Consider the following 22,456-nt stretch of genomic DNA (forward strand, 5'->3'; position numbering starts at 1 on the left):
ACCAGGATCGCCCCCTATTTACCTGGCAACTATAACGGCAACGTCATCATCCCGGCGGCCATACTTTTCCCCTATCAACCGGACCAGTTCCTCTGCAGTAAGCCGGTAGTTTGCCAGTAAGGCCAGGGGAACAGCGCCTTCCTGAATACCGTCCGAATGGATTAAAAATAAATCGCCTTCTTGATAAGATCCTTTCGCGATCAATAACTGGTGCGGGTAATTATAGCCCAGGATGCCAGGTGTGGCCAGAGGAGTAATAATTCCCTTGGCACTTAGGATTTTGACATGGATATTACCCACTATGGCTGCCTGCCAGAGACCCTGCCTCCGATCAACCCGGCAAAGGGCAGCAACGGCTCCCCTGGTGCCCCTTAACTCCCGGTGACAGAGCTGGAATATGTTTACCAGCCCGGTATTCATGCTGGATTCCATAGAGGCGATAGCTATCTCCGCGGCCCGGGCGGCTTCAGGACCGTGGCCAATCCCGTCCCCTACGGCCAGAAAAATTACACCTTCTACCCTTTTTACCAGGCAGGCATCGCCGCAGGCTATTTCCCCCTCCCTGGCACGGGTGTAGATGCCTACTTCCAGTTTTTCCACTTCCCGATCCGGACAGTGGTACCCTGGCCAACCCGGGATTCTATAAAAAAGGTATCCATTAACCGCCTGGCTCCAGACAGGCCTGCGCCCAGGCCATTGCTACTAGAGTAACCATCGCGTAAAGCCAGTTCTATATCGGCGATGCCTGGTCCCTGATCACTGACGGTGATCTCGATACCCTGCCGTTCTCCCCTGGTTACCACTTCGATGTCCACTTTACCGAAGCCGGCATAAAGGACCACATTGCGAGTCAGTTCGGAAACAGCCGTGGCTATCCTCACCTGATCGACGGTATTAAAACCGATTTGCCGGGCTATTTCCCGCGCCGCTTGCCGGGCGGTAATTATATCATATTCGCTGGTGATGGGGAGGGTTTGTTTGAGATTCATATTATCGCTGCTCCATTCGGGCTAGATTTTTAAGTTTATCCAGCCCTTTTTGCAGGTTTAATGCCGTCGCCATGCCCCGGAGATCCAGGCCCATCTCCGTCAAAGTGATGGCTACAGCCGGTTTGATACCTGTTAGGACAAAAGGCAGCCCCAGCAATTCAGCCAGCCTGCTGATTTCTATGAGTACCCTGGTCACAAAACTATCCACCACTTCTAGGGCACTGATATCAATTACCAGGCCTTTACCCGCAACCCCGGTGATATTATGTAATAATTCCTCTTTAAACTGGATAACGCTTTGATCGTGCAGGGTTTCTTCAATGGCCACTACCCAGTAATCGTCCACTTTCAGGATGGGCACCCGGCTACTCATGGTCGTGCTCCACCCGCTCCAGCCTGTAGCCCAGCCAGCGAAAGGCCAGTTCCAGCCCGGCGTGGAGGTTATTTTTGGTAATAATATCCGGAAAATCGATCCCCAGACGGACAATTGTTTGGGCCAGCTCCGGCCTGATACCCACCAGAATGCAACGGCTTCCTAAAAGCCTGGCGGCTTTGACAGTTTTAATCAAGTGATGGGCAACCTGGGTGTCTACTACCGGCACGCCGCTGATATCAATGATGACAACCTCGGCCTGGTAGCGCACTATACCTTCCAGGAGATTATCCATTATTTCTTTAGCCCGCCTGGTATCGATAGTACCGATTAACGGCAATAAAAGAATATCCTGCATAAGGGGTATTACCGGTGTCGATAGCTCCATTAAGGCCTCGTTTTGCTTCTGGATTACCTCGCGCTGGGTCTGCAAAGCCATTTTTAGTAAAAAAGATGTGCCTTTAAAAATATGGTCCCTGACTGTGGTAATGTAAGATGCTGCTGCTTGCAGGTCATGATACTGCTCCCGGATAACGCTTATAAAGCTGTCTAAAATCTTTTCTAATATAAGTTGAAGAACCTCGATATGATATCCCTGGGCAAACATTATTTTTACTTTATCTGCTATTTCCTTTTCGAGTTCTGAAGTAGTAAAGCCAGATTGTTCGAGATCGCTCAAGATGGCGCGGCAAAAATCACGGGTTAAAGCTGATATTTCATTAAAATGGACCCCCGCCTGGTCTTCTTTACTCAACAAATTTATAGCCTTTTCGACAATGTTCTCTGCTTTTAGTTCTCCACATATATCCACCGACGCTTTCCTCCTTAATTTGACATTATTCTATAACCCTAATTATAGGGGGAGCCTTTTTTACCGTCAAGAAAATTTTACCTGGTATCCCCGCGTCCAAGGCAGCAACAACAGCCCAAGTTTCTCGGGCAAAAACGAACGAGGGGATAACCTGGAGCCATCCCGGCTATCCCCTTCCTGGCTTTTACCTATATACCTTTCACTCTTCTACCTTTACTGTTCCACTTGAATATTATCGTTATCGATACCCTTTGCTCCTTTTTCATTATCCTGGCCGCTATCCTGGTCCTGGGCCAGCACCTGGCCGTTGCCGGCGTCTACCTTTACGTCTATGCTGCCGCTGGCAGCCTGGATTTCTACGCTGTAGACGAGGTTGCCATTTTCATTGTCCAGGGCAACTTTTTTTACCGTTCCCGGGACTGCCTTCAAGGCTGCGCTTTTAGCAGCATCAGCAGTAATCTTGGCCCTGGCCTGCAGGGCCTGGCTTTCGGCAGCTTCGTTCTGTTTTTCGGTGGTCTCGTTAACTTCGGTGCCATTATCATTTTGCGAGTTGGCTACTTTGATGCTGGCGTTGTATGCAGGCTGCTGCTGGCTGGCTTGCACCTGCTGCCCGTTAGCCGGCGCCGGATTAACCGTGGCGGCACTCTGGGCTATGGCAGGGATGGAGGCAGCAGCCGCTTTTGCCGGCTGGTTGGCAAATACGCCAATTCCAGTGGCCGCACCCAGCAACATAACACCTGTCGTTAGCGAGGCAAGGAGTTTTTTGTTCATATCCTTACCTTTCCCCTTTCGTAAATTTAATCTATCGGGTACCCGACGATTATAGAATAAGACCTTTGAATTAAAGGGTTATTAATGGAAGATTAGAGTTTTTTAATGTAACCCTTCATTCAACCGGCAACCATACTTTAAAGGTTGTTCCCCGCCCCACCGCACTTTCTACCTCAATTTTGCCGTTATGGGCGCGGACGATCCAGTCGCAGATAGCCAGTCCCAGGCCAAAGCCCCCTTCCGCCCGGGAACGGGCTTTATCGACCCGGTAGAATCGCTCAAAGATATGGGCCAGATGTTCCTCCGGGATACCTACTCCCGTATCCTGCACCTGCAGCAGGGCCTGCCGGCCGCGCCGTTCCAGGCTGACGACCACCTCCCCTTCCGGCGTATATTTGATGGCATTATCCACCAGATTGGCCAGGAGCTGGGTCAAGCGTGTCTGATCCCCGCGAACGACCACTTTTTCCTTAATTTTTTTTACCAGCCTCAGGCCCTTTTCCGCCGCCATCCCCTGGAATTCGGCCGTGACGCCTTCCACCAGTTCGCCCAAATCCAGGGGTTCCATCTCCATCTGTTCCATCCTGTCGTCGCTCCGGGCCAAAAGCAATAACTTGGCGACCAGGTTACCCATCCACTCCGCCTGATCACGGATTATTTCCAGGGCCTGGCGGTACTCTGCCGGCGAGTGCTGCCGCTGTAGGGCCGCTTCGGCCTGGCTGCGGATGACGGCCAGGGGGGTGCGAAATTCGTGGGAGGCGTCGGCAGTAAACTGCCGCTGGCGCTGAAAGGCCCGGTCCAGGCGATCCAGCATCTCGTCCAGGGTGGCCACCAGGTGCCCCACCTCGTCGTTACCGTGGGGCAGGTCCAGGCGCCGGCTCAGGTCAGTAGCGCTGATCTGGCGGGCTTTGGCGGCAATTCTATCAATAGGCTGCAACGCCCGCCGGGCCAGGAAAATACCCCCTCCCGCCGCCACCAGCAGGGTCATGGGGATGGCAATAAGGATAAATAACAGCAGGCGGTCCAGGGGCTTTTCGGTCTCTTCGACCGAGCGTACAACCAGGACCCAGTAAGGTTGCTGGCCTTTTTCCCTTACCGGGACCAGGAGCACCCGCCATTCGGCCCCCTTAATCTCCACTGTTGCGGGCCGGCTGGCCGTTAAGCCCTTCACCTGGAAGCCGGTAGCCAGGTCCGCCGGCATGTTTGTATCCAGGACTTTACCTCCGGTGTCGTAAAGGCCAAAGTAAGTACCGGGCAGGAGGGGCAAATTGGGGTCCAGGCGTGGCAGGCCGTTCTCGTTGTCCAGGCTGCTTAAAACCTGTTCCCCCTGGGAGAATAATAAAGAATCCAGGCCCTGTTTCAGGCTCCGGGACATGTTAAAGTAAATAAAAGCGCTGAAGCCGGCCAGGATCAAGGCCAGCAAGAAAACATACCAGGCCGTCAGCCGCCACCGCAGGGGAATACCGCGGAGCCAGGTGGAAAATTTCTGCCGCAAGTTAAAGCCTCCCATGCCCCTCTAGGCCTAGCTTTTACCAGGTTCCCGGAGGCAATAGCCGCTGCCGCGAATGGTATAGAGTAACTTGGGTTCAAAATTATCGTCTATCTTGCGCCGCAGGTAGCGGATATAGACATCGACTATATTGGACATGCCGCTGAAATCATAATCCCAGACGTGTTCGGCTATCTGGGTGCGGGTCAGGACCCGGTTGGGATTGCGCATCAAGTACTCCAGCAGGGCGTATTCCTTATTAGTAAGGTTAATTTCCCGGTCGCCCCGGCGTACCTGGCGGGACACCGTGTCCATCACCAGGTCCCCGACCTGCAGGACAGTGCTCTTATTGTCGCTTTCCCGCCGCAGCAGGGCCCGGACCCGGGCCAGGAGTTCAGCCAGGGCAAAGGGCTTGGTGAGGTAATCGTCGGCGCCGGCATCCAGTCCTCTGACCTTGTCGGCCACCGTATCCCGGGCCGTCAGCATAAGGACCGGGGTCTCAATGCGTTCATTCCGCAGGCGCCGGATAACTTCCATGCCATCCAGCCGGGGCAGCATGAGGTCCAAAATTATCAAATCATAGACCACTGTTTCCGCGAAGGCGACCCCCTCTTCGCCGTCGTAGGCAATGTCGGTGGCGTATCCTTCCTCCCGCAGGCAACGGGCCAGGGTATTGGCCAGGGTGGTTTCGTCCTCAACGACCAGGATCCGCATATCGCCGCCTGGTACCCAAAGGCTTGCAGCCGGTCTCCCCATGACCAGGCTTTCGCTCCCCTCAGGTTGGATTTACCTACTCCCGGAGCAGGTTAGAGGCAGGGAGACCCTTAAATCTAAATCTAATTATTTATGGTAACACAATAAGATTAAAATTAGATGAAAAAACCGGTTTTTGCCGCCGCCCATACTTTGGCCTTTTAATGCCCCTTTAATCTTCAGGCTGTATACTGTCCCTTGAAATTTCGAGATGCTGCCGTCTTCGTTGCCTATGGGTTGGTGTCCGCCCGGCGGTCGATAATACTCAGGCGCCGGAAGCAAAGGCCGATACCGGGTTGCCGGTAGAGGCCCTGGTCATCGGGACCGCGATGGGCCATGGCCCAGGCCATGGCCGTAAGTTGTCCCACTGGCGGGACCTCATCTGCCCCGCGCAGGCGATGCCACCGATACCGCACATAGCCTCTTCGTCCTTTCCGCTCATTATGCCCGGCAATAACCACCACCTGCATGGTCACGGGTGAACGAACCAGCCCGCGGCAGAGGTAGGAAGCCCCCCGGAACATTCCCTGTGTTTAAAGCCTGCTGGCAGGGAAGGCCATACGCTCTTAATTTAAAAAAATAACCCGGTCTGTTAAGCCTTTTAATGGAGCTTTAATCTCCTGGGGGTATATTAGGAACCGGGGCAAAAAATCTTTCAGACCCGAAGGAGGAGAAAGGGTAAAAAAAGGAGGTCTTTAAAATGGACTGGCTTCTTTTCACGGGTATAAATAATTTAGCCGGGCACTGGCATAATGTTGACCTGGTAATGCGCTTTTTGGCTCTTTACGGCCCAATCTTTCTAGTGCTGCCCCTGGTATACCTGTGGTTTGCCAAGAAGGAGGAAAAAGCGGGTGAGGAACGCCTAATGGTCCTCAGGGCCGCAGCGGCAGCCTCCCTGGCTCTGTCCTTGAACCTGATTATTGGTACCTGCTACTACCGTCCCCGCCCCTTTGTCCATCACCAGGTAAAGCTTTTAATCTCCCACGCTCAAGATTCTTCCTTTCCCAGCGACCATGCCACCCTGGCCTGGGCTCTGACATGGAGCACCCGGGCTAAGGGGATGTATTACGGCATGATGGTCCTGTCGCTGTTAACAATGGTCGCCCGGGTTTACGTAGGGGTCCATTATCCCTCGGATGTCATCGGCGGCGCCGTGGTTGGTATTATAGCCAGCCTGGTCATCGAACACCTCTGGCCGCTGGTACTCCCTGTAGCCCGGCGTCTGGCCCTGATGCTGCCGTAAGAAAACTGGCCACCGGACGGTGGCCAGGCCGGGCATAGTTCTGCCTTTCAGGCATAAGCCTTTAGCGACAACTCCCGGGTATTCCAGGGGTAACCCAGGGAATTGCCATTCCCTTCGGTAAAGAAATGAACCTTATTCCAGTCAATGGTCAGCCATAATTCTCCTCCCCGGGGTTCCGTACGGCCCTCGCTGAAAGAAGCTATTAGCTCCTTGTCGCCGGCTGCCAGGTAATATAATCTCTCCTTACCACAATTTTCTCGCCAGGTAATTCGTACTGGCAGGCCTTCCCCTTCGGCTACCCCTTCTTCCCTCAAGGTAACGTCTTCGGGCCTAAGGCCCATGATCACCTTGCTTTGGGACTTACCCAGGAGCCAGGCGCTCCAGTTGCCTGGTATTATAAGTTTGAGACCTTCGCCGAGGAACAACTGGTTCCCTTTTACTATTCCCGGCAAGAGGTTCATGGGCGGGTTGCCTATAAATTTGGCCACAAAGGTATTGGCCGGGCGGTTGTAGATATTCTCCGGGGTATCTACCTGCTGCAGGACGCCGCCTGCCAGGATGGCTATCCGCTGCCCTATGGTCATGGCCTCTACCTGGTCATGGGTAACATAGATCATGGTCGAATTCAGTTTCCGATGCAGGCGTACCAGCTCACTGCGGGCCTGGGTACGCAATTGGGCATCCAGGTTAGAAAGGGGCTCATCCAGGAGGAAATAGGGGGCCTGTTTAACTATAGCCCGGGCAAGGGCCACCCGCTGGCGCTGCCCTCCTGACAATTCCCGTGGCCGGCGCTCCTCCAATCCTTCCAGGCCGAGGATAGCCAGAGCCTCCTTAATTCTGGCTTTAATTTCCTCCTTCGCCACCCGCCGCACCTGCAGTCCAAAGGCGATGTTCTCCCATACCGTCATATGGGGATAGAGGGCATAGTTCTGGAAGACCATGGCCACATCCCGCTCACCGGGTTCCAGATTGTTGGCCAGCCGGCCGTTTAAGTACAATTTACCGCTGGTCACCCTTTCCAGACCGGCTACCAGGCGTAAGGCTGTCGTCTTGCCACAACCTGACGGACCCAGGAGTACCAGTCGTTCCCCGGCCTCGACCTTGAGGTCCAGTTGCTGCAACGCCGTTACCCGGCCATAAACTTTTCGTACTTTGTCAAAAAGAATATCCCCGGCTATTACCGGCATATTTTCAACTCCTTCCTTAAAAGCTCTTACCCCTTCAACCCCGACTGAACAAAAGTATCCATTACATAACGCTGGGCCAGGAGGTAAGCGACCAGAGGTGGCAATGAAGCCAGGGTCGCCGCCGCCATCATCGCCCCCCAGTTAGTTCCTCCCTCGAGGTTGGTAAACATCTGTAATGCCAGGGGCAAAGTGTACATGCTCTTGTCATTGATCATTAAAAGGGGCCAGAAATATTCGTTCCAGGTATTGATAAAGAAAAGGATACCCAGGGCGATCAGGCTCGGCTTTATCGCCGGCAGGAGCACGCGCCCTAATATCCTGCCATGTCCCACCCTGTCCAGGCGGGCGGCTTCCACCAGGGATGGAGGGATGCTGCGGATACTCTGCCGCAACAGGAAAATGCCAAGGGCATCGGCCATCTGGGGAAGCGCCACCCCTGTATAGGTGTTAAGCCATCCCATTCTTGACATAAAGAGGTAATTGGGCATCATGGTTACCGTAAAAGGGACGAAGATGCTTAAGAGGCAAAGGTAAAACAGGGTTTCCCGGCCGCGGAAAGAAAACTGGGTAAAGCCATAGGCTGCCAGGATGCTGGTCAGTAATTTGGCTGCCGTTACTATGAAGGCAATTATGAAGGTGTTCAAAATATAACGCCCCAGGGGAATAGCCCCCACAACATAAGCAAAATTGGCCGCCGTCGCCGGGTACGGCCAGGGGTTTAATGAAGCATTAAAAACTTGTTCCGGCGTTTTCCAGGCGGTGGCAAGCATCCATATCAAAGGGAGCAATGACCCAAGGACCACCAGCAGCAGCGAGAAATGCCACCACGGGATTTTAGTTTTCATAATAGACCCCCTTCTCCAGGACTCGTTTTTGCAGAAAAAGCAGGCCACCAAAGATTACCAGCGTTATCACAGCCGCTGCTGCTGCCTTGCCGGCCTGGAAGAAGTTAAAGGCGTACTGGTAAATCAGGAATACCAGGTTGGTGCTGGCCTGGTCTGGCCCCCCGTTGGTTAACATCTGGATGGGCACAAAAACATATTGGGAACCAATGATTACCGTCATAACCAGGACGTAGAGAGCCGTTCCTGAGGTCAAAGGGCGGACAATCCACCAGAAAATCTGCCAGTTGGAGGCTTTCTCCAACCTGGCCGCTTCAATGAGCTCCTGGGGTACCGCCACCATACCGGCCAGAAGGACAATAAAGTTGTAGCCAAAACTCTTCCAGGCAGTAATCACAGTCAGGGCTGGGATAACCCACCCGTAGCTGCTCAACCAAGGGGGCGCCGGCAGTCCTAATAACCGCAGGAGGGCATTAACCGGCCCCGCCAGGGGGTTGTATAGCCAGAGGAAGATAACGGCGGCCACCGCCAGGGAAAGAACGCTGGGTAGGAAAATCAAAGCCCGGTAAAAGTTTTGCCCCTTAACGACCAGGCGCGACAGGATATAGGCGGTAATATAGGGCAGAGCCAGATTCAGTGCCAGTAAAATTAAGGTATACTCCAGGGTATGCCAGAAGGCCAACCAGAACTCCCGGCTCCGAAGTATTTCCAGGTAATTGGTTAACCCCACCCATTTGGGGGTAGGGCTAACCATATTCCACTGGTAAAAGCTTAATTTCAGGGTGGATACCAGGGGCCAGAAGGTAAATAGCGCCAGGAAAGCCAGGGCGGGGGCAAGGCATCCCCCGGGTACCAGATAACCCTTGATGGCAGCAAACCTTGGACTGGTTTCCCTTGCGATTTTCATTCTACGTCACCTTAATTGCCGATTAATTTATTTACCTTAGCCACGGCTTCCTTCAGGGCTTCTGCTGCCGACTGGCGACCGCCGAGGATGGCATCCCTGGCGTCCAGGAGGATCTGTTCGGCCTGAAGACCGTTATTGCCGGGAAAACTTACCCAGGGAACAGCGTCGGGAAGCTGAGCTGCCGCCGGCTTCATTAACGGATTCTGGTCCATGAAAGGTTTCAGGTAGTTGGGATCTTCGGTCACATCTTTCCGGGGAGGCAGATAGCCAGTACCTTTGGTCCAGGTTGTTAAAGCCTCGGGGGATTCCAGGTACTTGATGAACTCCCAGGCAGCCTTTTGCTGGTCAGGATCTTTAGCGAAGATAAACAGGGCATTACCTCCGGCCGGGACCCGCCGCGGTTTGTTACCGAAGGTTGGAAAAGGAGCCGCTAAAACCTTAAACTTAGAAGAAGTTTCAATATAATTTCTCCTGGCAATAGTTGTAACATACATTCCCACTTTTCCCGTAATAAAGGCCTGGGTACCTTCCTCCCAGGTGGCGTGCAAGGCCGTCTTATCCTTTAAAACCATGTCGGCCATCAACTGGTAAGCTTCTATGGCTTCGGGGCTATCAAAGGTAGCGCTGGCCTTACCTCCCGTCCTGGTCAGTACCTGAGCGCCATTGGACTCCATCATGGCCTGCTGGGCCCAGTTGTCGGAAGGCTCCTGCACATAAAGGCCGTAGTTGCCGGTTTTCTCTTTGATTATCCTGGCCATATCCCGTACCTCGGCCCAGGTCTTAGGTGGATTTTGAGGATCCAGGCCGGCTGCTTTAAACATGTCGGCGTTGTAATATAGGACAGGGTTGCTGATGGAATAGGGCATACCTTCCAGTTTGCCGTTAACCCGGCCCAGGTTTAAGATATTGGGCAGATAGTTATTTAGAAAAGCCTGCCCCTCGGGATCCTTTTTAGCGGCGTCTTCTACCGGCAGGTGGGGCAAGTTGGCGGTGGCGTAGTCAAGGTAATTATAGCCAATCTGGGCTACTGCCGGAGGATGGCCCCCCGCCAGGGCGGCCTGTAAATTTTGCATTAACCCCAGGTACATGTTGGGTTGAAACTTTTCAACTACTTTAATGTCCGGGTGCTGTTCGTTAAACTTCTGCACCAGATCGCGGACGGTCTGCCCGCCAAAGTTTTCCGAGTTAACATGCCAGTATTCAATTGTTGTTACCTTACCGCCTGTCTTCTCCTGGCCGGTACCTTTCGCCGGGTTTCCCGGACCGCAACCTGTCACCAGGCTACTCGCCATGGTTGCCACTAGCAGGGCAATTCCCAGGGGTTTACGCCACTTACAGTTTATCATCTTCTCCCTCCTATCTTATTTTATCAGCAAGGTTTATTTTACTATGGAAGTATTGCGTTAAAGTTAAACACCAATTAAATCAAATTTAAGATAATGTAAAAATAACGTAAATTCCCGTCAGGCTTTTAGCCTCAATAAACGCAAGGGGGAGGCTCGATATACAACCCACCCTGCGATATTATTAAGTTCTACCGGCCCTAACCTGTTGCCCCAGGAGGGCCACCGGTCCTACGGCCAGTAGCCTGCCGCTGACAAAGATTCCCACCCGGTCGCAGATCTGCTAAACCTAGTGCAGCAGGTGGGAGGATATAAGGATGGTCTTACCCCTTTCCCGGGAGAGGCGGACAATAAGGGAGAGCAACTCCCGCACGCCCTCGGGATCAATACCCAGGGTGGGCTCGTCGAGGATAATAATGGTTGGATCTTTTAGGATAACGTCGGCGATGCCCAGACGCTGTCGCCGGTTTCCTTCCTGTTCCCGGCTCCCCCGCTGTCACGCCACGCCCTTATCCAAAAGAAAAACCTGGCGTCTGCCAGGTTAGGATACCCGAGCGTTAATACAGCTCATTAGCCGTTTCAGGTTGGCTGGTCCGCCTCGCTACAAGAGAGGGTACCCCGGTAGCGGTTTCTTTTTAAGGTGCGGGTTCGACGGCGCTGCGGCTACCGTTAATCTCATAGCAATACGAGATGGGCATGGCCTTTTTCATGGTATTGACCATGCCACAGTATTTACTCAAGGATAACTCAATGGCCTGCTTAACCTGGCTCTCGGGCAGGTCAGGCCCCTCCAGGCGGTAAATAAGGGTAGCGGAGGTGAAAACCTTTGGGTCAGTCGTCGCCCGGTCGGCCTCGACATCAATGGCAAAGGAAGTCAGGGAGAGACGCTTTTTCTGCAGGATAGTCAGGACATCCAGGGCCGTACAGCCGGCCATACCCATGAGGAGGACTTCGGAGGGCCTGGCCCCCTGGTTCTGGCCACCGTGATCCGTACCGGCATCCATGGCAACCGGCTGGCCGGAAGCCCCCACGCCCTTGAGACGCATTTTTTCCCCTTCCCACGTTACGGTGACTTGCATTTTTTACCCTCCTACTACTATTTTTTGCTATTATACACCTGCTGTCACCGGGGAGCAAGGTTATGGCCGCGGTGCCGGAGTTTTAAACGGCCCGGACGATCGCTTCGTCCCTGTGAGGGTCAATGCAGGAAATTAAGGTACTGAATATAGGTTGAAAAGACCACCGCCTGGTCATACTGGCGGTGGTTCCTGTTTAATCTGCAAGTCGCCTGAGGAGGTCATGGATTAAAATTTCTACCTGGCCGCAAATCATGCGCCTGAGGTAACGTTTTTCCCCTTCCGGCAGCAAACCCAGGTATTCCGTCATCAAGTTTTCGAGGGCATTGAGGTTAACAAGTGTGTCTTTTTCCTGCCGGACACCATCCTCCCCTGGGCCCGGACAGGGGCTGGCATTAGTCCTTTCCAGCATCACAGCTTAAATCGGGCAATGAGCTGCTGCAGTTCCTGCCCCAGGCTGGCCAGGGCATTGGCCGAGGCGGCGATTTCCTCCACCGTGGCGCTCTGTTCTTCGGTACTGGCCGATATCTCTTCAGCTGCCGCCGCATTCTCCTCGGCTATTGCCGACACCCCCTGGATAGCTTCCGTAATTTTCCGGGCCTCATTGTTTATCTGCTCCGTTGCGGCGGCTATTTCTTCGATGCCCTTGACCATGGCCTTTACCTTCTGAGAGATGTTCTGGAATACCTCGTTGGCATGATTAACGGCATCCTGCTGGGCGTCGACAATGACTTTAGCCTTATCCATTTCTGCCACCGCCCCCTGGGCCTCGTCCTGGATCTTCTGGACAATCTGGCCGATCTCACTCGCTGCCTGGGCCGAACCTTCGGCCAGTTTGCGCACTTCTTCAGCGACTACGGCAAAACCCCGCCCGTGTTCTCCGGCCCGGGCTGCCTCGATGGCCGCATTCAAGGCGAGCAGGTTGGTCTGGTCGGCAATGCTGGTGATTGTTTCCAGGATCTGACCCACCTCCCGTGCCCCCCGGGCCAGCTTATTGATAGCTTCGCTGACAGCTTGCGCTGCCTGCAGGTTTTCCGCCATCTTGTCGTTCTGGTTTTCCATAGACGCCAGGCCGTCGTCCACCAGCTCCCCGGTTTGTTCCGAATACCTGGCCAGGGCTTCTACCCTGTCCCTGGTTGAGCCAATGGCACCGGTGATGTTATTGACCAATTCCGCTATATTCTGGGACTGGGTAGCCTGGTCGTTGGCGCCCCGGGCCATATCCTGAATGGCATTGGCCACCTGCTCCACCGACCGGGAAGCTTCCTCCGTAGAGGCGCTGAACTCCTGGGCGGAAGAGGCTATCTGGTTGGCGCTATCCTGAACTTTTTGGACTATGGACCGCAGGTTGGTGACCATAGTCTTTAACGATCGGCCTAAAGTCCCCAGCTCACCGTAGAAGTTGGTGTTAATGTCTACCTGCAGGTTGCCTGTGGCTAAAACATCGGCCTGCCCCGCCAGGGTGATAATGGGCCTGGCTATCTTTCGGCTGATATAAAAGGCCAGCAGGGCTATGAGGATGGCAGCAAGGGTAATAAGGATAATGTTAAAACGTTGCATGGCAGTGACCCCGGCGTATACTTCACTGGTGGGGGCCGTCATGGCTACTACCCAGCCGGTTGCTTTAACCGGGGCATAGGCGACCAGGTTCCGGACACCATTGCGGATATACTCATCTTCTCCTTCTTTATTTTGCAGCATTTTCTGGGCGACATTGTTCAGGCTCTGGGATTCAGTTTTCGTCAGGTTTTCGTTCAAAACTTTTTTAGCATCCGGGTGGGCCATGACCACGCCCGTGTTATCGAGCATGTAGGCGTAACCCGTCCGCCCGTACTTGCTGTTGTTTATCTGGTGTAATAGTGTCTGGCTGTCATAATGGGTACCCAGTATACCGATAATCCCCCCGGGCCCTTTAACCGGTACAGCTATGGTTATGCCCTCTTTGCCGGTGCTTCTATTGATAACCAAATTGGAAATAGCGGCCTTGCCTTTGATGGCCTGCTGGTAATAATCCCTATCGCTAATATTGACTTCTGGCCCGCTGGATGGAATTACCATACCGTTAGTCCCGGCAAAAAAAACTAAATTGGCATCAACCGTCTGCTCAGCTACCATCTTTACAAAAGCTCTAATTTGCTCTTTATCATTTGATTGCAGGACACTTGCAGTTGCATCCTTATCCATTTGCGTTAAACGGCTGTTAATCCAATCGTTCACATTTTCGGCCATACTGGTGGTAATTTGCCTTAGGGTCAAATAGGTGTTAGCTGTAAATTGGGCCTTACTGAAATAAAAGTTAACCAGGCTGATAATAATGGCTGGTATCAAGGATAAAATAAGGAACAGCGCTAGTAACCGGCTGCTAATACTATCGGCGATTTTAAGCTTCATAATCGTCTTCCCTTCTCGAATATAATTTGGCTAAGCTGGCCATGCACTGTAATTAAAGCCGAATTAATCATGACTGTCATCTGGCATTGTCCCGCATGGTTCCTTAGCAGGTCGTGTATCAGAACCAAATAATAAAAGCCTCCGCACCGGAAGCTCCCTCCTTTCCGTTACGGTAGCAAAAAGAAGTACCCCGGCTACCGGCAACCTGGCAACCATAGCCCTTGTCGGGCTTTAGGCCCATGGCTTTGCGTCCCTGCCTTTCGACAGGTTTGCCCTTTGTTGATGGTTAAGTTTACACATATCGACAAATTATGGACCCAAGCGACAAGTATTATAACATGTTATTCAAGGATTTGCAACGATTCTAAAATAACGTTCCATAATTAAATTGGTTCTTAAAGATTCAAAAATACCGTGGTTTTGTTTGTAATAAATCTTCTTCAGGTCGAGGTGCATTCCCATGGAGCCTTATCCCAGCGCAGGCCGCGGTAAGTGGGGTGACGGAGGCGGCCGTCCGGGGTCAGCTCCAGGTACTCCACCGTACAAACCAGCCGGGGTTGCACCCACCGGGGCTTCCTTAGCTCCGGGATGTTTTCCTTAAAAGGCGGCGGCCCGGGCTGGAGCTGCTGCAACTCTACCAGCAACTTCTTTTCCTCCTGCCGGTCAAAGCCTGTACCCACCTTGCCGCGGTAAACCAGCTGCCCCTCCCGGCATTCCGCCAGGATGAGGGACCCCAGGAGACGCCCGCCGGCTCCCGGTTCATAGCCGGCAATAATAAACTCCCCCGCCCGGGTGTGCCTGAATTTGCGCCATCGGGGTGAGCGTTTACCGGGGAGGTAAGGGCTGTCCAGTTCCTTGGCCATCACTCCTTCCAGCCCCTGGCCAACACAGGCCTCATAGAACTTCATACCATAGTTTTCAATAAAACTGGAGACAATCAGGTTCTCCCCCGGCGCTAATGCCTCCTGAAGCCTTTCTTTGCGCCAGCGGAGGGGCTCCGGCATAATGTTTTCGCCCTGGTAATAAAGGAGGTCAAAGGCGACAAAGATGGCCGGCATGCGCCTGGCCGCCTGCCTTACTTTAAGGGGGTCTCCCAGGCGGCCCCTCCCCTGGAGGAGGCTGAAGGAAGGCTTGCCATCCTTCCCGGGGACGATAATCTCCCCGTCCAGTACTGCCGGTTGCCCTTTTACCCGCTGGTGGAGGCTGGCCAGTTCGGGAAAGGTGGGTGTAATGTTCAGGAGGTTGCGGGATTGGAGGAGGGTTTGTCCCTCAAGGTAGGCCAGGCAACGATAGCCGTCCCATTTTATTTCATACAAGAAATCCGGGGAATCGAAGGGCCTGCTGATTACGGCGAGCATAGGCCTGATCTGGAACAGGGGCAGGCCGGCTCCGGTAGTGGTCATGAAGTTTTGCGCCGGCGGCGGGGCTTGCGGTCCTCGACGTCGGCAGCAACTTTCTCCTTTTCCTGCCTGACCAGTTCGATGCTGGCTTTCAGGGCCTCCATGAGATCGACTACTTTGCCGGCCTCCGGCCGGGCCGGAACCTCTACTTCTTCCCCGGCGATTTTGGCTTCGATGACCTGGAGCAGGGCCTGGCGGTAGGTGTCCGTATATTTCTCCGGCTGGAAACTGGTTGCCATGCTCTTGATCAGGGTAACAGCCATCTTCACCTCGTTCTCGCGGAGGTTCACCTGGAAGTCCAGTTCCGGCATCCCGGTTACAGGTCTTACCTCCCGGGGGTAAAACATGGTGCTCATTACCAAGGCCGGGCCATAGACCCTGACCGTCGCCAGGGATTCCCGGCTCCGGATAGTTACCCGGGCGACGGCCACCTTGCCCGTCTCCTCCATAGCCTTTTTCAAGAGGAGATAAGGCTTCTGGCCCATGTCGGCCGGGGCCAGGTAGTAAGAGCGGGAGAAGTAGATAGGGTCGATTTCCTCCAGGTCGACGAAGTCCATGATGTTAATGCTCCTGGTTTTTTCGGCGGGAATAGCCTCCAGGTCTTCCTCCCGCAAGATTACATACTTGCCCTTTTCGTATTCATAGCCGCGTGCTATCTCCTCCGGCGGTACCTCCACCTGGCAGTAGGGGCAGTACTTCCGGTACTGGATGGGTGTTTTGCAACGGGTATGCAGGTAATTGAACTTGAGGTCGTTGCTCTCGGTGGCCGGGTAGAGCTTCACCGGCACATTGACCAGGCCGAAGCTGATGGCGCCTTTCCACAGGGGCCGCATGGCTCTCACCTCAGGCTTTTCCCTAGTATCTCCATCCGGCCGGGTGGCAATACGGCAAAAAGAAAAGCCCGGGCGCCCCGGGCCGGCCAGGATCGGCACAACTATTCCAGTTCGGTTACAAAGGCCCGGAGTCTTTCCAGGCCGGCTTCGATCTGGTCCATGGAGGTGGCATAGGAGAGGCGCAGGTAAGGTTCGGCGCCGAAGGCGACGCCCGGTACCACTGCCACCTGGAATTCATTCAGCAGGGCTGTAGCGACATCGGTGGAGTTGCCCAGGACCCGACCCCGGAATTTGCGGCCGAACAACTTGCCGATATAGGGGAAAACGTAGAAAGCACCGCCGGGCTGGTTGCATTCGATGCCCGGTAACTCCCGCAGGCCCGCCAGGATGCGGTTGCGGCGTTGTTCAAACTCGCGACGCATCATTTCCACGGCTTCCTGGCTGCCGGTCAGGGCAGCCACGGCCGCCTTCTGGGCGATGGAGGTGGGATTGGAAGTCGAGTGGCTCTGGAGATCCGTCATGGCTTTGGCCACGGGCCGCGGCGCAGCGGCATAGCCAATCCGCCAGCCGGTCATGGCGTAGGTCTTGGACACCCCGTCAATGAGGATGGTCCGTTCTTTTACCTCCGGCGCCAGGGAGGCGATGCTGGTGTGGGTCAGGCCGTCGTAGAGGAGGGCGGCATAAATTTCATCGGAAATGACTATCAGGTCCCGGGCAACAATTACTTCAGCCAGGGCTGCCAGTTCCTCCCGGCTGTAGACAGCGCCGGTTGGGTTACATGGCGAATTGAGGATTAAAAGCCTTGTCCGCGGGGTAATGGCCGCTTCCAGCAACCCTGGCGTCAACTTAAAGCCGGTGTCGGGGCCGGTGGTGACTACCACCGGGACACCGCCGGCGAGTTTAACCTGTTCGTAATAGCTTACCCAGTAGGGGGCGCTAAGGATCACCTCATCACCAGCGTTAAGTAAAACCTGCATGGCATTATAGAGGGAATGCTTGGCGCCGCAGGAGACGACGATATCTGCCGGTTCATAGGTCACTCCCCGGGCAGCCAGGCTGGCGCATATTGCCTGGCGCAGTTCAGGAATCCCGGCTACCGGCGTGTAACGGGTAAAGCCGGCTGCCAGGGCGTCGATGGCTGCCTGTTTGATATGCTCCGGTGTACCGAAATCAGGCTCGCCGGCGCTGAAGTTTATTACCTTCACCCCTTTAGCCTTCATGGCTTTGGCCTGGGCGTCAATGGCCAGGGTGGGTGAAGGACTGATACCGGCAGCCCGCTGGGCAAGTTGCATCTTAAATCCCTCCAGAAATATTGCTAGCTTTATTATTTATCCCGCCCGGGCTTTTGTAAAGGATTTTTCAACTGCCAGCTAGGACCCGGTCTCCGGCCCTTCCTGGCCGTCCCCGGCATTAGCCAGTTCGTAGGCCCGGCAGGAGATCTCCTGATAGTAGCTGGCCAGCAGCTGCTGAAACTCCCGGGCATAAGGACCAAGGGGTGGCGGGCCCAGGCGTTTTAAAACAGCCCGGGGTATGGCTGGAGGTGCGATATTGACCTGGAAAAGGGCCAGCTCCGGGCCCGCCCGCCAGAATTCGCCCGGGTCCCGGGGAAGCACCGGCAAAAGCTCCTCGCCCCCGGCAGCCGTTTCTTCCCCGCCTCCGGCAGCAGCCGCCGTCGCGCTTCCGCCGGCAAGGGCGGCCCGTTTCTCCCGCAGGGCGGTAATTAACTCTTCTTTCCCCCGGCCCCGCAGGCGAAAAACAAGGAAGGATGGTTGTCCCGGAGCTTTTGCAGCAGGGACCCCAACTCCCCCTCAGCTTCCACCCGGAGAACCGGCAGGCCGGGGACACCCGGGAGGCCGCCGTCCGGGCTCCCGGCCCGGCACCTGGCCTCCGGCCAGTCCGAGTCTCAGGGCTTCCTTCGCCGTGACGACCCCCGTTGAGGCACCTTCGCGCCAGAACCGGGACAGGGACTCCAACTCTTCGGGGCACAGCTCCACCCACTGGCCCCGCAGCCGGACCAGGGGCACCTTTCCCCGGCACTTAAAGCCAGCAAGGCGCTGATGAGTTCCTGTTCAGTACTCAAAACCGGGGTAACTCAGACCACTCCGTACCATAGTCCAGTTATATCACCGGTGCGGCGACCCTATTGACCAGGCTGCCGATGTTCTCCACCCTGATTTCAATGGTATCGCCCACCTGCATAGGGCCCACACCTGCAGGGGTGCCGGTAAGGATCAGGTCCCCCGGGTGGAGGGTCATCACCCGAGAGATAAAACTGACCAGCCTGGGTACCGGGAAAATCAACTGGGAAGTACGCCCGTCCTGCTTCAATTCTCCGTTCAGGAAGGCCTGGACCCGAAGGTCGCCGGCGTCGATACCCCGGACAATCCAGGGACCGCAGGGCAGAAAGGTGTCGAAACCCTTGGCCCTGGTCCACTGGCCGTCCTTCTGCTGCAGGTCCCGGGCCGTGACATCGTTGGCTATGGTGTAGCCAAAAATATAGTCTGCCGCCTCTCTTTCCTCGACGTTATGGGCCTCGCGGCCGATGACCACCGCCAGTTCGGCTTCATAATCCAGGCGGCCCACCATAGGCCAGTAAATAATCGTCTCCCCGGGGCCGATGACGCTGGTGGACGGTTTTATAAAGATCACCGGTTCCTCCGGTAGCTTTTCGCTCATCTCGGTAATATGGTTGCGGTAATTCAGACCAACACACACGGCCTTGCCCGGCCGGCATGGGGCCAGGAGGCGAACTTCGTCCAGGCTAAATTGGCGCCCGCTTTCCCGGCAGGGGCCAAAGATTTCGCCCTCCAGGGCCAGGATTTTCGCCCCTTCCAGGCGGCCGTAAAAAACCTCACCCCCAGCGCTAAAACGTACTATCTTCTCGCTTCTTTCCATTTGTAGCCCTCCCCTTTCCTGTTGAAGCCATAAAATTATTGTACTATATTTACAGCTTTTAAGTCACCGCAAAAAGCCCTCCGGGGGCTCGACGGGGCTGGCGCAGTGAAAAATTAACCGGGTTGCATTTCCCGGCAGAGGTGCATTTGGTATTTATTATTTGGTATTTATTGAAACGGTTGCTATAACGTCAGGAATGGGATTATTCTCCCTGGCGGGGGAATAATAAAGTCGCGAAGAAGAATCTAATCCGAGGAAGGGAGGGCTACTTTTGCACGTCAAAGTAGTAGAACTGGTGGGCGAATCTCCTAACAACTGGAAGGACGCCGTTCAAAAGGCCGTGTCTGAAGCCAGCCGCGACATCAGTAACATCTCCGGCGTAGAGGTCTACAACCTGACAGCCAACGTCAAGGACGGCAAGCTGTCCGAGTTTAAGGCCAATGTAAAAATCGCCTATGCCGACCACAGCGCAGATCTTTAATGCTAAAGCCCCGGACTTCGCCGGGGCTTTACAGATATAATGTACCGCGCAAAACAATGGATACCGGAAATGGCAGAAAAATCATCCTTCCCACACCTTGACATGGACCTTGCGCCGGCGGGGTCCATCGAATTCGCAAAAATAAATACCCTGCCAGGTACCCAGAACCAGGCGGCCCTCATGGATAACTACCGTCTGGTTACTACCCATGAGGGAAGCCTTGATATGGGCCGGAGAATTACCTTCCCCGTGACGGTAACCGCCAGCCGAGACGATTCTCGCCAGGGCCGCAAGGATATCGGTCACCACATCCGGGTCGGCGTTTTCATTAATAGTTACCCCGGCCGTGGTATGGGGTACATAAACCAGGCAGAAGCCCTCTTTGATGCCCGCCTCCTTTACCGTCTTTGCAGCCAGGTGGGTAATATCAATCATCGCCTCTTTAGCCTGGGTCTGAAGATCAAAGGTAAAAAGCATTTTACCGGCCTCCATTATTCCCGACAACCGCCACCGCCTCGATCTCCACCAGTACATCTTTAGGCAAGCGGGCCACCTCTACGCAGGAACGGGCCGGGGGTTCCTTGGTAAAGTACCGCCCGTAAACCTCGTTGATAGCGCTAAAGTCATTCATATCTTTTATATATACGGTAGTTTTGACAATATCCTCCAGGCCGGCCCCGGCGGCAGCCAGGACGGCCTGCAAATTGGCCATCACCCTGGCTGTCTGCTCAGCCGCCCCGCCGTCGACGATCCGGCCGCTTGCCGGGTCAAGGGGTATTTGACCGGAGGTGAAAATCAAGTTGCCTATCTTAATGGCCTGGGAGTAAGGCCCGATGGCTGCCGGAGCCTGATTGGTTGCAACTACTTTTTTGCCCGTCATTTGGCATCAATCCCTTCCAAAACCTCATCTTTATTCACAGGTTCCAGGGTTAATTATTCGCCGTAACTATATTTTTCCCTGCTGGTTAACTAATCGTCAACTCTGTTTACTCCCGGCACCCGGGCAGCGGTACGCTGTCCCCATCCCAGCTCCCTTCCGCCTGGAGCAGTTCCCTAATTCTTTGCAGGGCCTGGCGCTCAATGCGGGAGATCTGTACCTGGGAGAGCCCCATTCGGGCCGCCACTTCCGCCTGGGTTTTATCCTGGAAGAAACGCAGGACCAGCACCCGTCGGTGTTTTTCCGGCAACTGGCGCAGGACCTCCTTCAGGGCAATCTTATCCAGCCACTCCGGTTCCTCCCCGTCTTCGGAGGCCAGCTGGTCGAGAACGTAGATGGGATCGCCGTCGTCCTGGTAGACGGTGTCGTGGATGGAACTAGGCATCTGCACGGCTTCCAGGGCGGCTATAATCTCCTCCCGGGAGAGGTCCAGGGCCTCGGCTATCTCGCCGATGGCCGGTTCCCGGCCGAATTTCTTGGCCAGTTCCTCCCGGGTGCGGTTGACTTTAAAGGCCGTTTCCTTTAAGGAGCGACTGACCTTGACGGCGCTGTCATCCCGCAAAAAGCGCCGAATTTCCCCCAGGATCATGGGTACGGCATAAGTGGAAAACCGCACCTTATAGCTTAAGTCAAACTTATCAATGGCCTTGATGAGCCCGATGGTTCCGATCTGGAAGAGATCTTCCAGCTCGTAGTTACGTTTCTCGAAGCGTTGCACCAGATTAAAAACGAGCTTCAGGTTACAGTTAATCAGCCGCTCCCGGGCCTCCTTATCCCCTGCCTTGGCCCGGCGCAACAACTCATCCGTCTCGGCTTCGGACAGGAGGGGAAAGCGGGGGAGATTCATTTCCGACAGGCGCATTTCTTCACCGCCACCTCAACCGCCCGGTTACCGGGCAGCCCTCCATCACTCTGCTCCCGCTTTCTTGAGGACCTTCAACATCCTGACCGTGGTTCCCCGGTTGACCTCCGAGGTCACTTCTACCTCGTCCATAAAGGACTGCATAAAGGCAAAACCCAGGCCCATCCGTTCCGGGTCGGTGGAGTAGGCCGGCTGCATGGCCAAGGCTACATCCTGGATGCCCCGACCCTGGTCGGTGACAGTAATCACCAGGCCGGCGGCGGTATGTTCGGCCGTGACCCGCACCGTTCCTCGGGGCTTGCCCTCGTAGCCGTGAATAATGGCATTGGAAACGGCCTCGGAAACGGCCACCTTGATCTCTTCCAGTTCATTCAGGGTCATATCCACCTGGGCGGCAAAGGTGGCCACCGCCACCCGGGCCAGGCCAACGTTCTCCGGCAGGCTCAAAAACTCCAGGGCCATGCTGTTTTCCACCTGTTCCTGGCTGGCCATCAGTCAATCTCCCCCTGCTCGCTCAACCCTTCCCCGGTTTCAATAGTCATAATTTTCCCCAGGCCGGAGAGTTCCAGGAGGCGGCGCACCTGGGGCTGGGGCCGGTAGAGGATAATCCTGCCCCCTTTTTTTTGCAAACGCCGGTAACGACCCAGGATGACTCCCAGGCCCGAACTGTCCATAAAGGTCACGCCTGCCAGGTCCAGGAGCAGGACCTCGGGCCGGGCATGATCCAGGCTGGCCTCCAACTCCTGGCGCAGCTGGTCGGCGGTCTCCAAGTCTACTTCACCTTTAATGCGGGCCTGGAGTTCTTTGCCCTCCATGCTGAAGAATACCTGCAAACTAAAAACCCCCTCGTCAAGGTTTCCGAAGGGGTTAATT

28 protein-coding genes, 1 pseudogene and 1 riboswitch are annotated in these 22,456 nt (G+C 54.9%); of the genes and pseudogenes, 2 read left to right on the top strand and 27 right to left on the bottom strand.

All coding sequences use genetic code 11. The annotated features are described in order from the left end of the window. Positions 1-18 precede the first annotated feature (18 nt). The 8 genes from MOTHE_RS07105 to MOTHE_RS13295 form a co-directional block, all read right to left on the bottom strand. Positions 19-600 carry a SpoIIE family protein phosphatase gene (locus MOTHE_RS07105; protein WP_011392982.1) on the bottom strand — a complete coding sequence of 194 codons (582 nt, stop codon included), beginning with the start codon at positions 598-600 and terminating at the stop codon, positions 19-21. Then, a complete protein-coding gene (locus tag MOTHE_RS07110) occupies positions 582-989 on the bottom strand; it encodes an anti-sigma regulatory factor (protein ID WP_011392983.1) in 408 nt (135 codons plus the stop codon). Before MOTHE_RS07110 ends, MOTHE_RS07105 begins: the two co-directional genes overlap by 19 nt. Before the next feature lies 1 nt (position 990). Further along, positions 991-1,350 (bottom strand): STAS domain-containing protein, encoded by a 360-nt coding sequence (locus MOTHE_RS07115; RefSeq protein ID WP_201776946.1) that lies wholly within the window; start codon positions 1,348-1,350, stop codon positions 991-993. 4 nt (positions 1,351-1,354) lie between these two features. Beyond that, entirely contained in the window at positions 1,355-2,173 is an 819-nt protein-coding gene (locus tag MOTHE_RS07120; protein ID WP_011392985.1) for an STAS domain-containing protein, read from the bottom strand. 213 nt (positions 2,174-2,386) lie between these two features. Continuing rightward, a complete protein-coding gene (locus MOTHE_RS07125) occupies positions 2,387-2,944 on the bottom strand; it encodes a PepSY domain-containing protein (RefSeq protein ID WP_011392986.1) in 558 nt (185 codons plus the stop codon). Positions 2,945-3,059: 115 nt separating this feature from the next. After that, positions 3,060-4,439 (bottom strand): sensor histidine kinase, encoded by a 1,380-nt coding sequence (locus MOTHE_RS07130; protein ID WP_011392987.1) that lies wholly within the window; start codon positions 4,437-4,439, stop codon positions 3,060-3,062. Between the two features lie 27 nt (positions 4,440-4,466). Beyond that, positions 4,467-5,147: a response regulator transcription factor gene (locus tag MOTHE_RS07135; protein ID WP_025775002.1), complete on the bottom strand. Its 681-nt coding sequence runs from the start codon at positions 5,145-5,147 to the stop codon at positions 4,467-4,469. A gap of 269 nt (positions 5,148-5,416) precedes the next feature. Beyond that, a complete protein-coding gene (locus tag MOTHE_RS13295) occupies positions 5,417-5,710 on the bottom strand; it encodes a class II glutamine amidotransferase domain-containing protein (RefSeq protein WP_011392989.1) in 294 nt (97 codons plus the stop codon). Between the two features lie 176 nt (positions 5,711-5,886). On the opposite strand from MOTHE_RS13295, the gene MOTHE_RS07145 reads away from it, so the two are divergent. Beyond that, positions 5,887-6,429 (top strand): phosphatase PAP2 family protein, encoded by a 543-nt coding sequence (locus MOTHE_RS07145; protein WP_011392990.1) that lies wholly within the window; start codon positions 5,887-5,889, stop codon positions 6,427-6,429. A 47-nt stretch (positions 6,430-6,476) separates the two neighbouring features. Here MOTHE_RS07145 and MOTHE_RS07150 read toward each other — a convergent pair whose 3' ends face one another. The 14 genes and pseudogenes from MOTHE_RS07150 to MOTHE_RS07210 form a co-directional block, all read right to left on the bottom strand. Further along, the gene (locus tag MOTHE_RS07150; protein WP_011392991.1) at positions 6,477-7,616 is read right to left on the bottom strand and encodes an ABC transporter ATP-binding protein; all 1,140 of its coding nucleotides are present in this window, start codon (positions 7,614-7,616) and stop codon (positions 6,477-6,479) included. 26 nt (positions 7,617-7,642) lie between these two features. Next, positions 7,643-8,461 (bottom strand): carbohydrate ABC transporter permease, encoded by an 819-nt coding sequence (locus tag MOTHE_RS07155; protein WP_011392992.1) that lies wholly within the window; start codon positions 8,459-8,461, stop codon positions 7,643-7,645. Further along, complete coding sequence (locus MOTHE_RS07160) at positions 8,451-9,365, bottom strand: carbohydrate ABC transporter permease (RefSeq protein WP_011392993.1); 915 nt, start codon at positions 9,363-9,365, stop codon at positions 8,451-8,453. Before MOTHE_RS07160 ends, MOTHE_RS07155 begins: the two co-directional genes overlap by 11 nt. Before the next feature lie 11 nt (positions 9,366-9,376). Continuing rightward, positions 9,377-10,711, bottom strand: coding sequence for an ABC transporter substrate-binding protein (locus MOTHE_RS07165; RefSeq protein ID WP_011392994.1), 1,335 nt, complete (start codon positions 10,709-10,711; stop codon positions 9,377-9,379). A gap of 199 nt (positions 10,712-10,910) precedes the next feature. After that, positions 10,911-11,171 (bottom strand): annotated as a pseudogene (locus tag MOTHE_RS14270) (AAA family ATPase); the annotation flags it as partial. 172 nt (positions 11,172-11,343) lie between these two features. Further along, positions 11,344-11,787 carry an OsmC family protein gene (locus tag MOTHE_RS07170; protein ID WP_011392995.1) on the bottom strand — a complete coding sequence of 148 codons (444 nt, stop codon included), beginning with the start codon at positions 11,785-11,787 and terminating at the stop codon, positions 11,344-11,346. A 193-nt stretch (positions 11,788-11,980) separates the two neighbouring features. Continuing rightward, positions 11,981-12,196, bottom strand: a complete 216-nt coding sequence (locus tag MOTHE_RS07175) for a hypothetical protein (RefSeq protein ID WP_053094850.1) — start codon at positions 12,194-12,196, stop codon at positions 11,981-11,983. Beyond that, the gene (locus MOTHE_RS07180; protein WP_011392996.1) at positions 12,196-14,175 is read right to left on the bottom strand and encodes a methyl-accepting chemotaxis protein; all 1,980 of its coding nucleotides are present in this window, start codon (positions 14,173-14,175) and stop codon (positions 12,196-12,198) included. Before MOTHE_RS07180 ends, MOTHE_RS07175 begins: the two co-directional genes overlap by 1 nt. A gap of 196 nt (positions 14,176-14,371) precedes the next feature. Next, positions 14,372-14,459, bottom strand: a riboswitch (cyclic di-GMP riboswitch). Positions 14,460-14,615: 156 nt separating this feature from the next. After that, entirely contained in the window at positions 14,616-15,578 is a 963-nt protein-coding gene (ligD, locus tag MOTHE_RS07185) for a non-homologous end-joining DNA ligase (RefSeq protein WP_011392997.1), read from the bottom strand. Beyond that, a complete protein-coding gene (gene ku / locus MOTHE_RS07190) occupies positions 15,575-16,408 on the bottom strand; it encodes a non-homologous end joining protein Ku (RefSeq protein ID WP_053095241.1) in 834 nt (277 codons plus the stop codon). The genes ligD and ku overlap by 4 nt, the downstream gene beginning before the upstream one ends. Before the next feature lie 101 nt (positions 16,409-16,509). Then, the gene (locus MOTHE_RS07195) at positions 16,510-17,700 is read right to left on the bottom strand and encodes a pyridoxal phosphate-dependent aminotransferase (protein WP_011392999.1); all 1,191 of its coding nucleotides are present in this window, start codon (positions 17,698-17,700) and stop codon (positions 16,510-16,512) included. Positions 17,701-17,778: 78 nt separating this feature from the next. Beyond that, positions 17,779-18,027, bottom strand: a complete 249-nt coding sequence (locus MOTHE_RS07200; protein WP_011393000.1) for a hypothetical protein — start codon at positions 18,025-18,027, stop codon at positions 17,779-17,781. Positions 18,028-18,216: 189 nt separating this feature from the next. After that, positions 18,217-18,432, bottom strand: a complete 216-nt coding sequence (locus MOTHE_RS07205; RefSeq protein WP_053094852.1) for an SNF2 helicase-associated domain-containing protein — start codon at positions 18,430-18,432, stop codon at positions 18,217-18,219. A 94-nt stretch (positions 18,433-18,526) separates the two neighbouring features. Beyond that, positions 18,527-19,303 (bottom strand): fumarylacetoacetate hydrolase family protein, encoded by a 777-nt coding sequence (locus tag MOTHE_RS07210; RefSeq protein WP_011393001.1) that lies wholly within the window; start codon positions 19,301-19,303, stop codon positions 18,527-18,529. A gap of 271 nt (positions 19,304-19,574) precedes the next feature. Between MOTHE_RS07210 and MOTHE_RS07215 the strand changes: the two genes are divergently transcribed. Continuing rightward, positions 19,575-19,784 (top strand): dodecin family protein, encoded by a 210-nt coding sequence (locus tag MOTHE_RS07215; protein WP_011393002.1) that lies wholly within the window; start codon positions 19,575-19,577, stop codon positions 19,782-19,784. An 81-nt stretch (positions 19,785-19,865) separates the two neighbouring features. Here MOTHE_RS07215 and MOTHE_RS07220 read toward each other — a convergent pair whose 3' ends face one another. The 5 genes from MOTHE_RS07220 to MOTHE_RS07240 form a co-directional block, all read right to left on the bottom strand. Then, a complete protein-coding gene (locus tag MOTHE_RS07220) occupies positions 19,866-20,261 on the bottom strand; it encodes a secondary thiamine-phosphate synthase enzyme YjbQ (protein ID WP_011393003.1) in 396 nt (131 codons plus the stop codon). Position 20,262: 1 nt separating this feature from the next. Beyond that, complete coding sequence (locus MOTHE_RS07225) at positions 20,263-20,664, bottom strand: RidA family protein (RefSeq protein WP_011393004.1); 402 nt, start codon at positions 20,662-20,664, stop codon at positions 20,263-20,265. A 106-nt stretch (positions 20,665-20,770) separates the two neighbouring features. Next, positions 20,771-21,583 carry an RNA polymerase sporulation sigma factor SigF gene (gene sigF, locus MOTHE_RS07230; RefSeq protein ID WP_011393005.1) on the bottom strand — a complete coding sequence of 271 codons (813 nt, stop codon included), beginning with the start codon at positions 21,581-21,583 and terminating at the stop codon, positions 20,771-20,773. A gap of 45 nt (positions 21,584-21,628) precedes the next feature. Continuing rightward, positions 21,629-22,075 carry an anti-sigma F factor gene (spoIIAB, locus tag MOTHE_RS07235; protein WP_011393006.1) on the bottom strand — a complete coding sequence of 149 codons (447 nt, stop codon included), beginning with the start codon at positions 22,073-22,075 and terminating at the stop codon, positions 21,629-21,631. Continuing rightward, positions 22,075-22,416 carry an STAS domain-containing protein gene (locus MOTHE_RS07240; RefSeq protein WP_011393007.1) on the bottom strand — a complete coding sequence of 114 codons (342 nt, stop codon included), beginning with the start codon at positions 22,414-22,416 and terminating at the stop codon, positions 22,075-22,077. The genes spoIIAB and MOTHE_RS07240 overlap by 1 nt, the downstream gene beginning before the upstream one ends. Positions 22,417-22,456: the final 40 nt, after the last annotated feature.

It is taken from the genome of Moorella thermoacetica (assembly GCF_001267405.1).
GTDB classification, from domain to species: domain Bacteria; phylum Bacillota; class DSM-521; order Neomoorellales; family Neomoorellaceae; genus Neomoorella; species Neomoorella thermoacetica.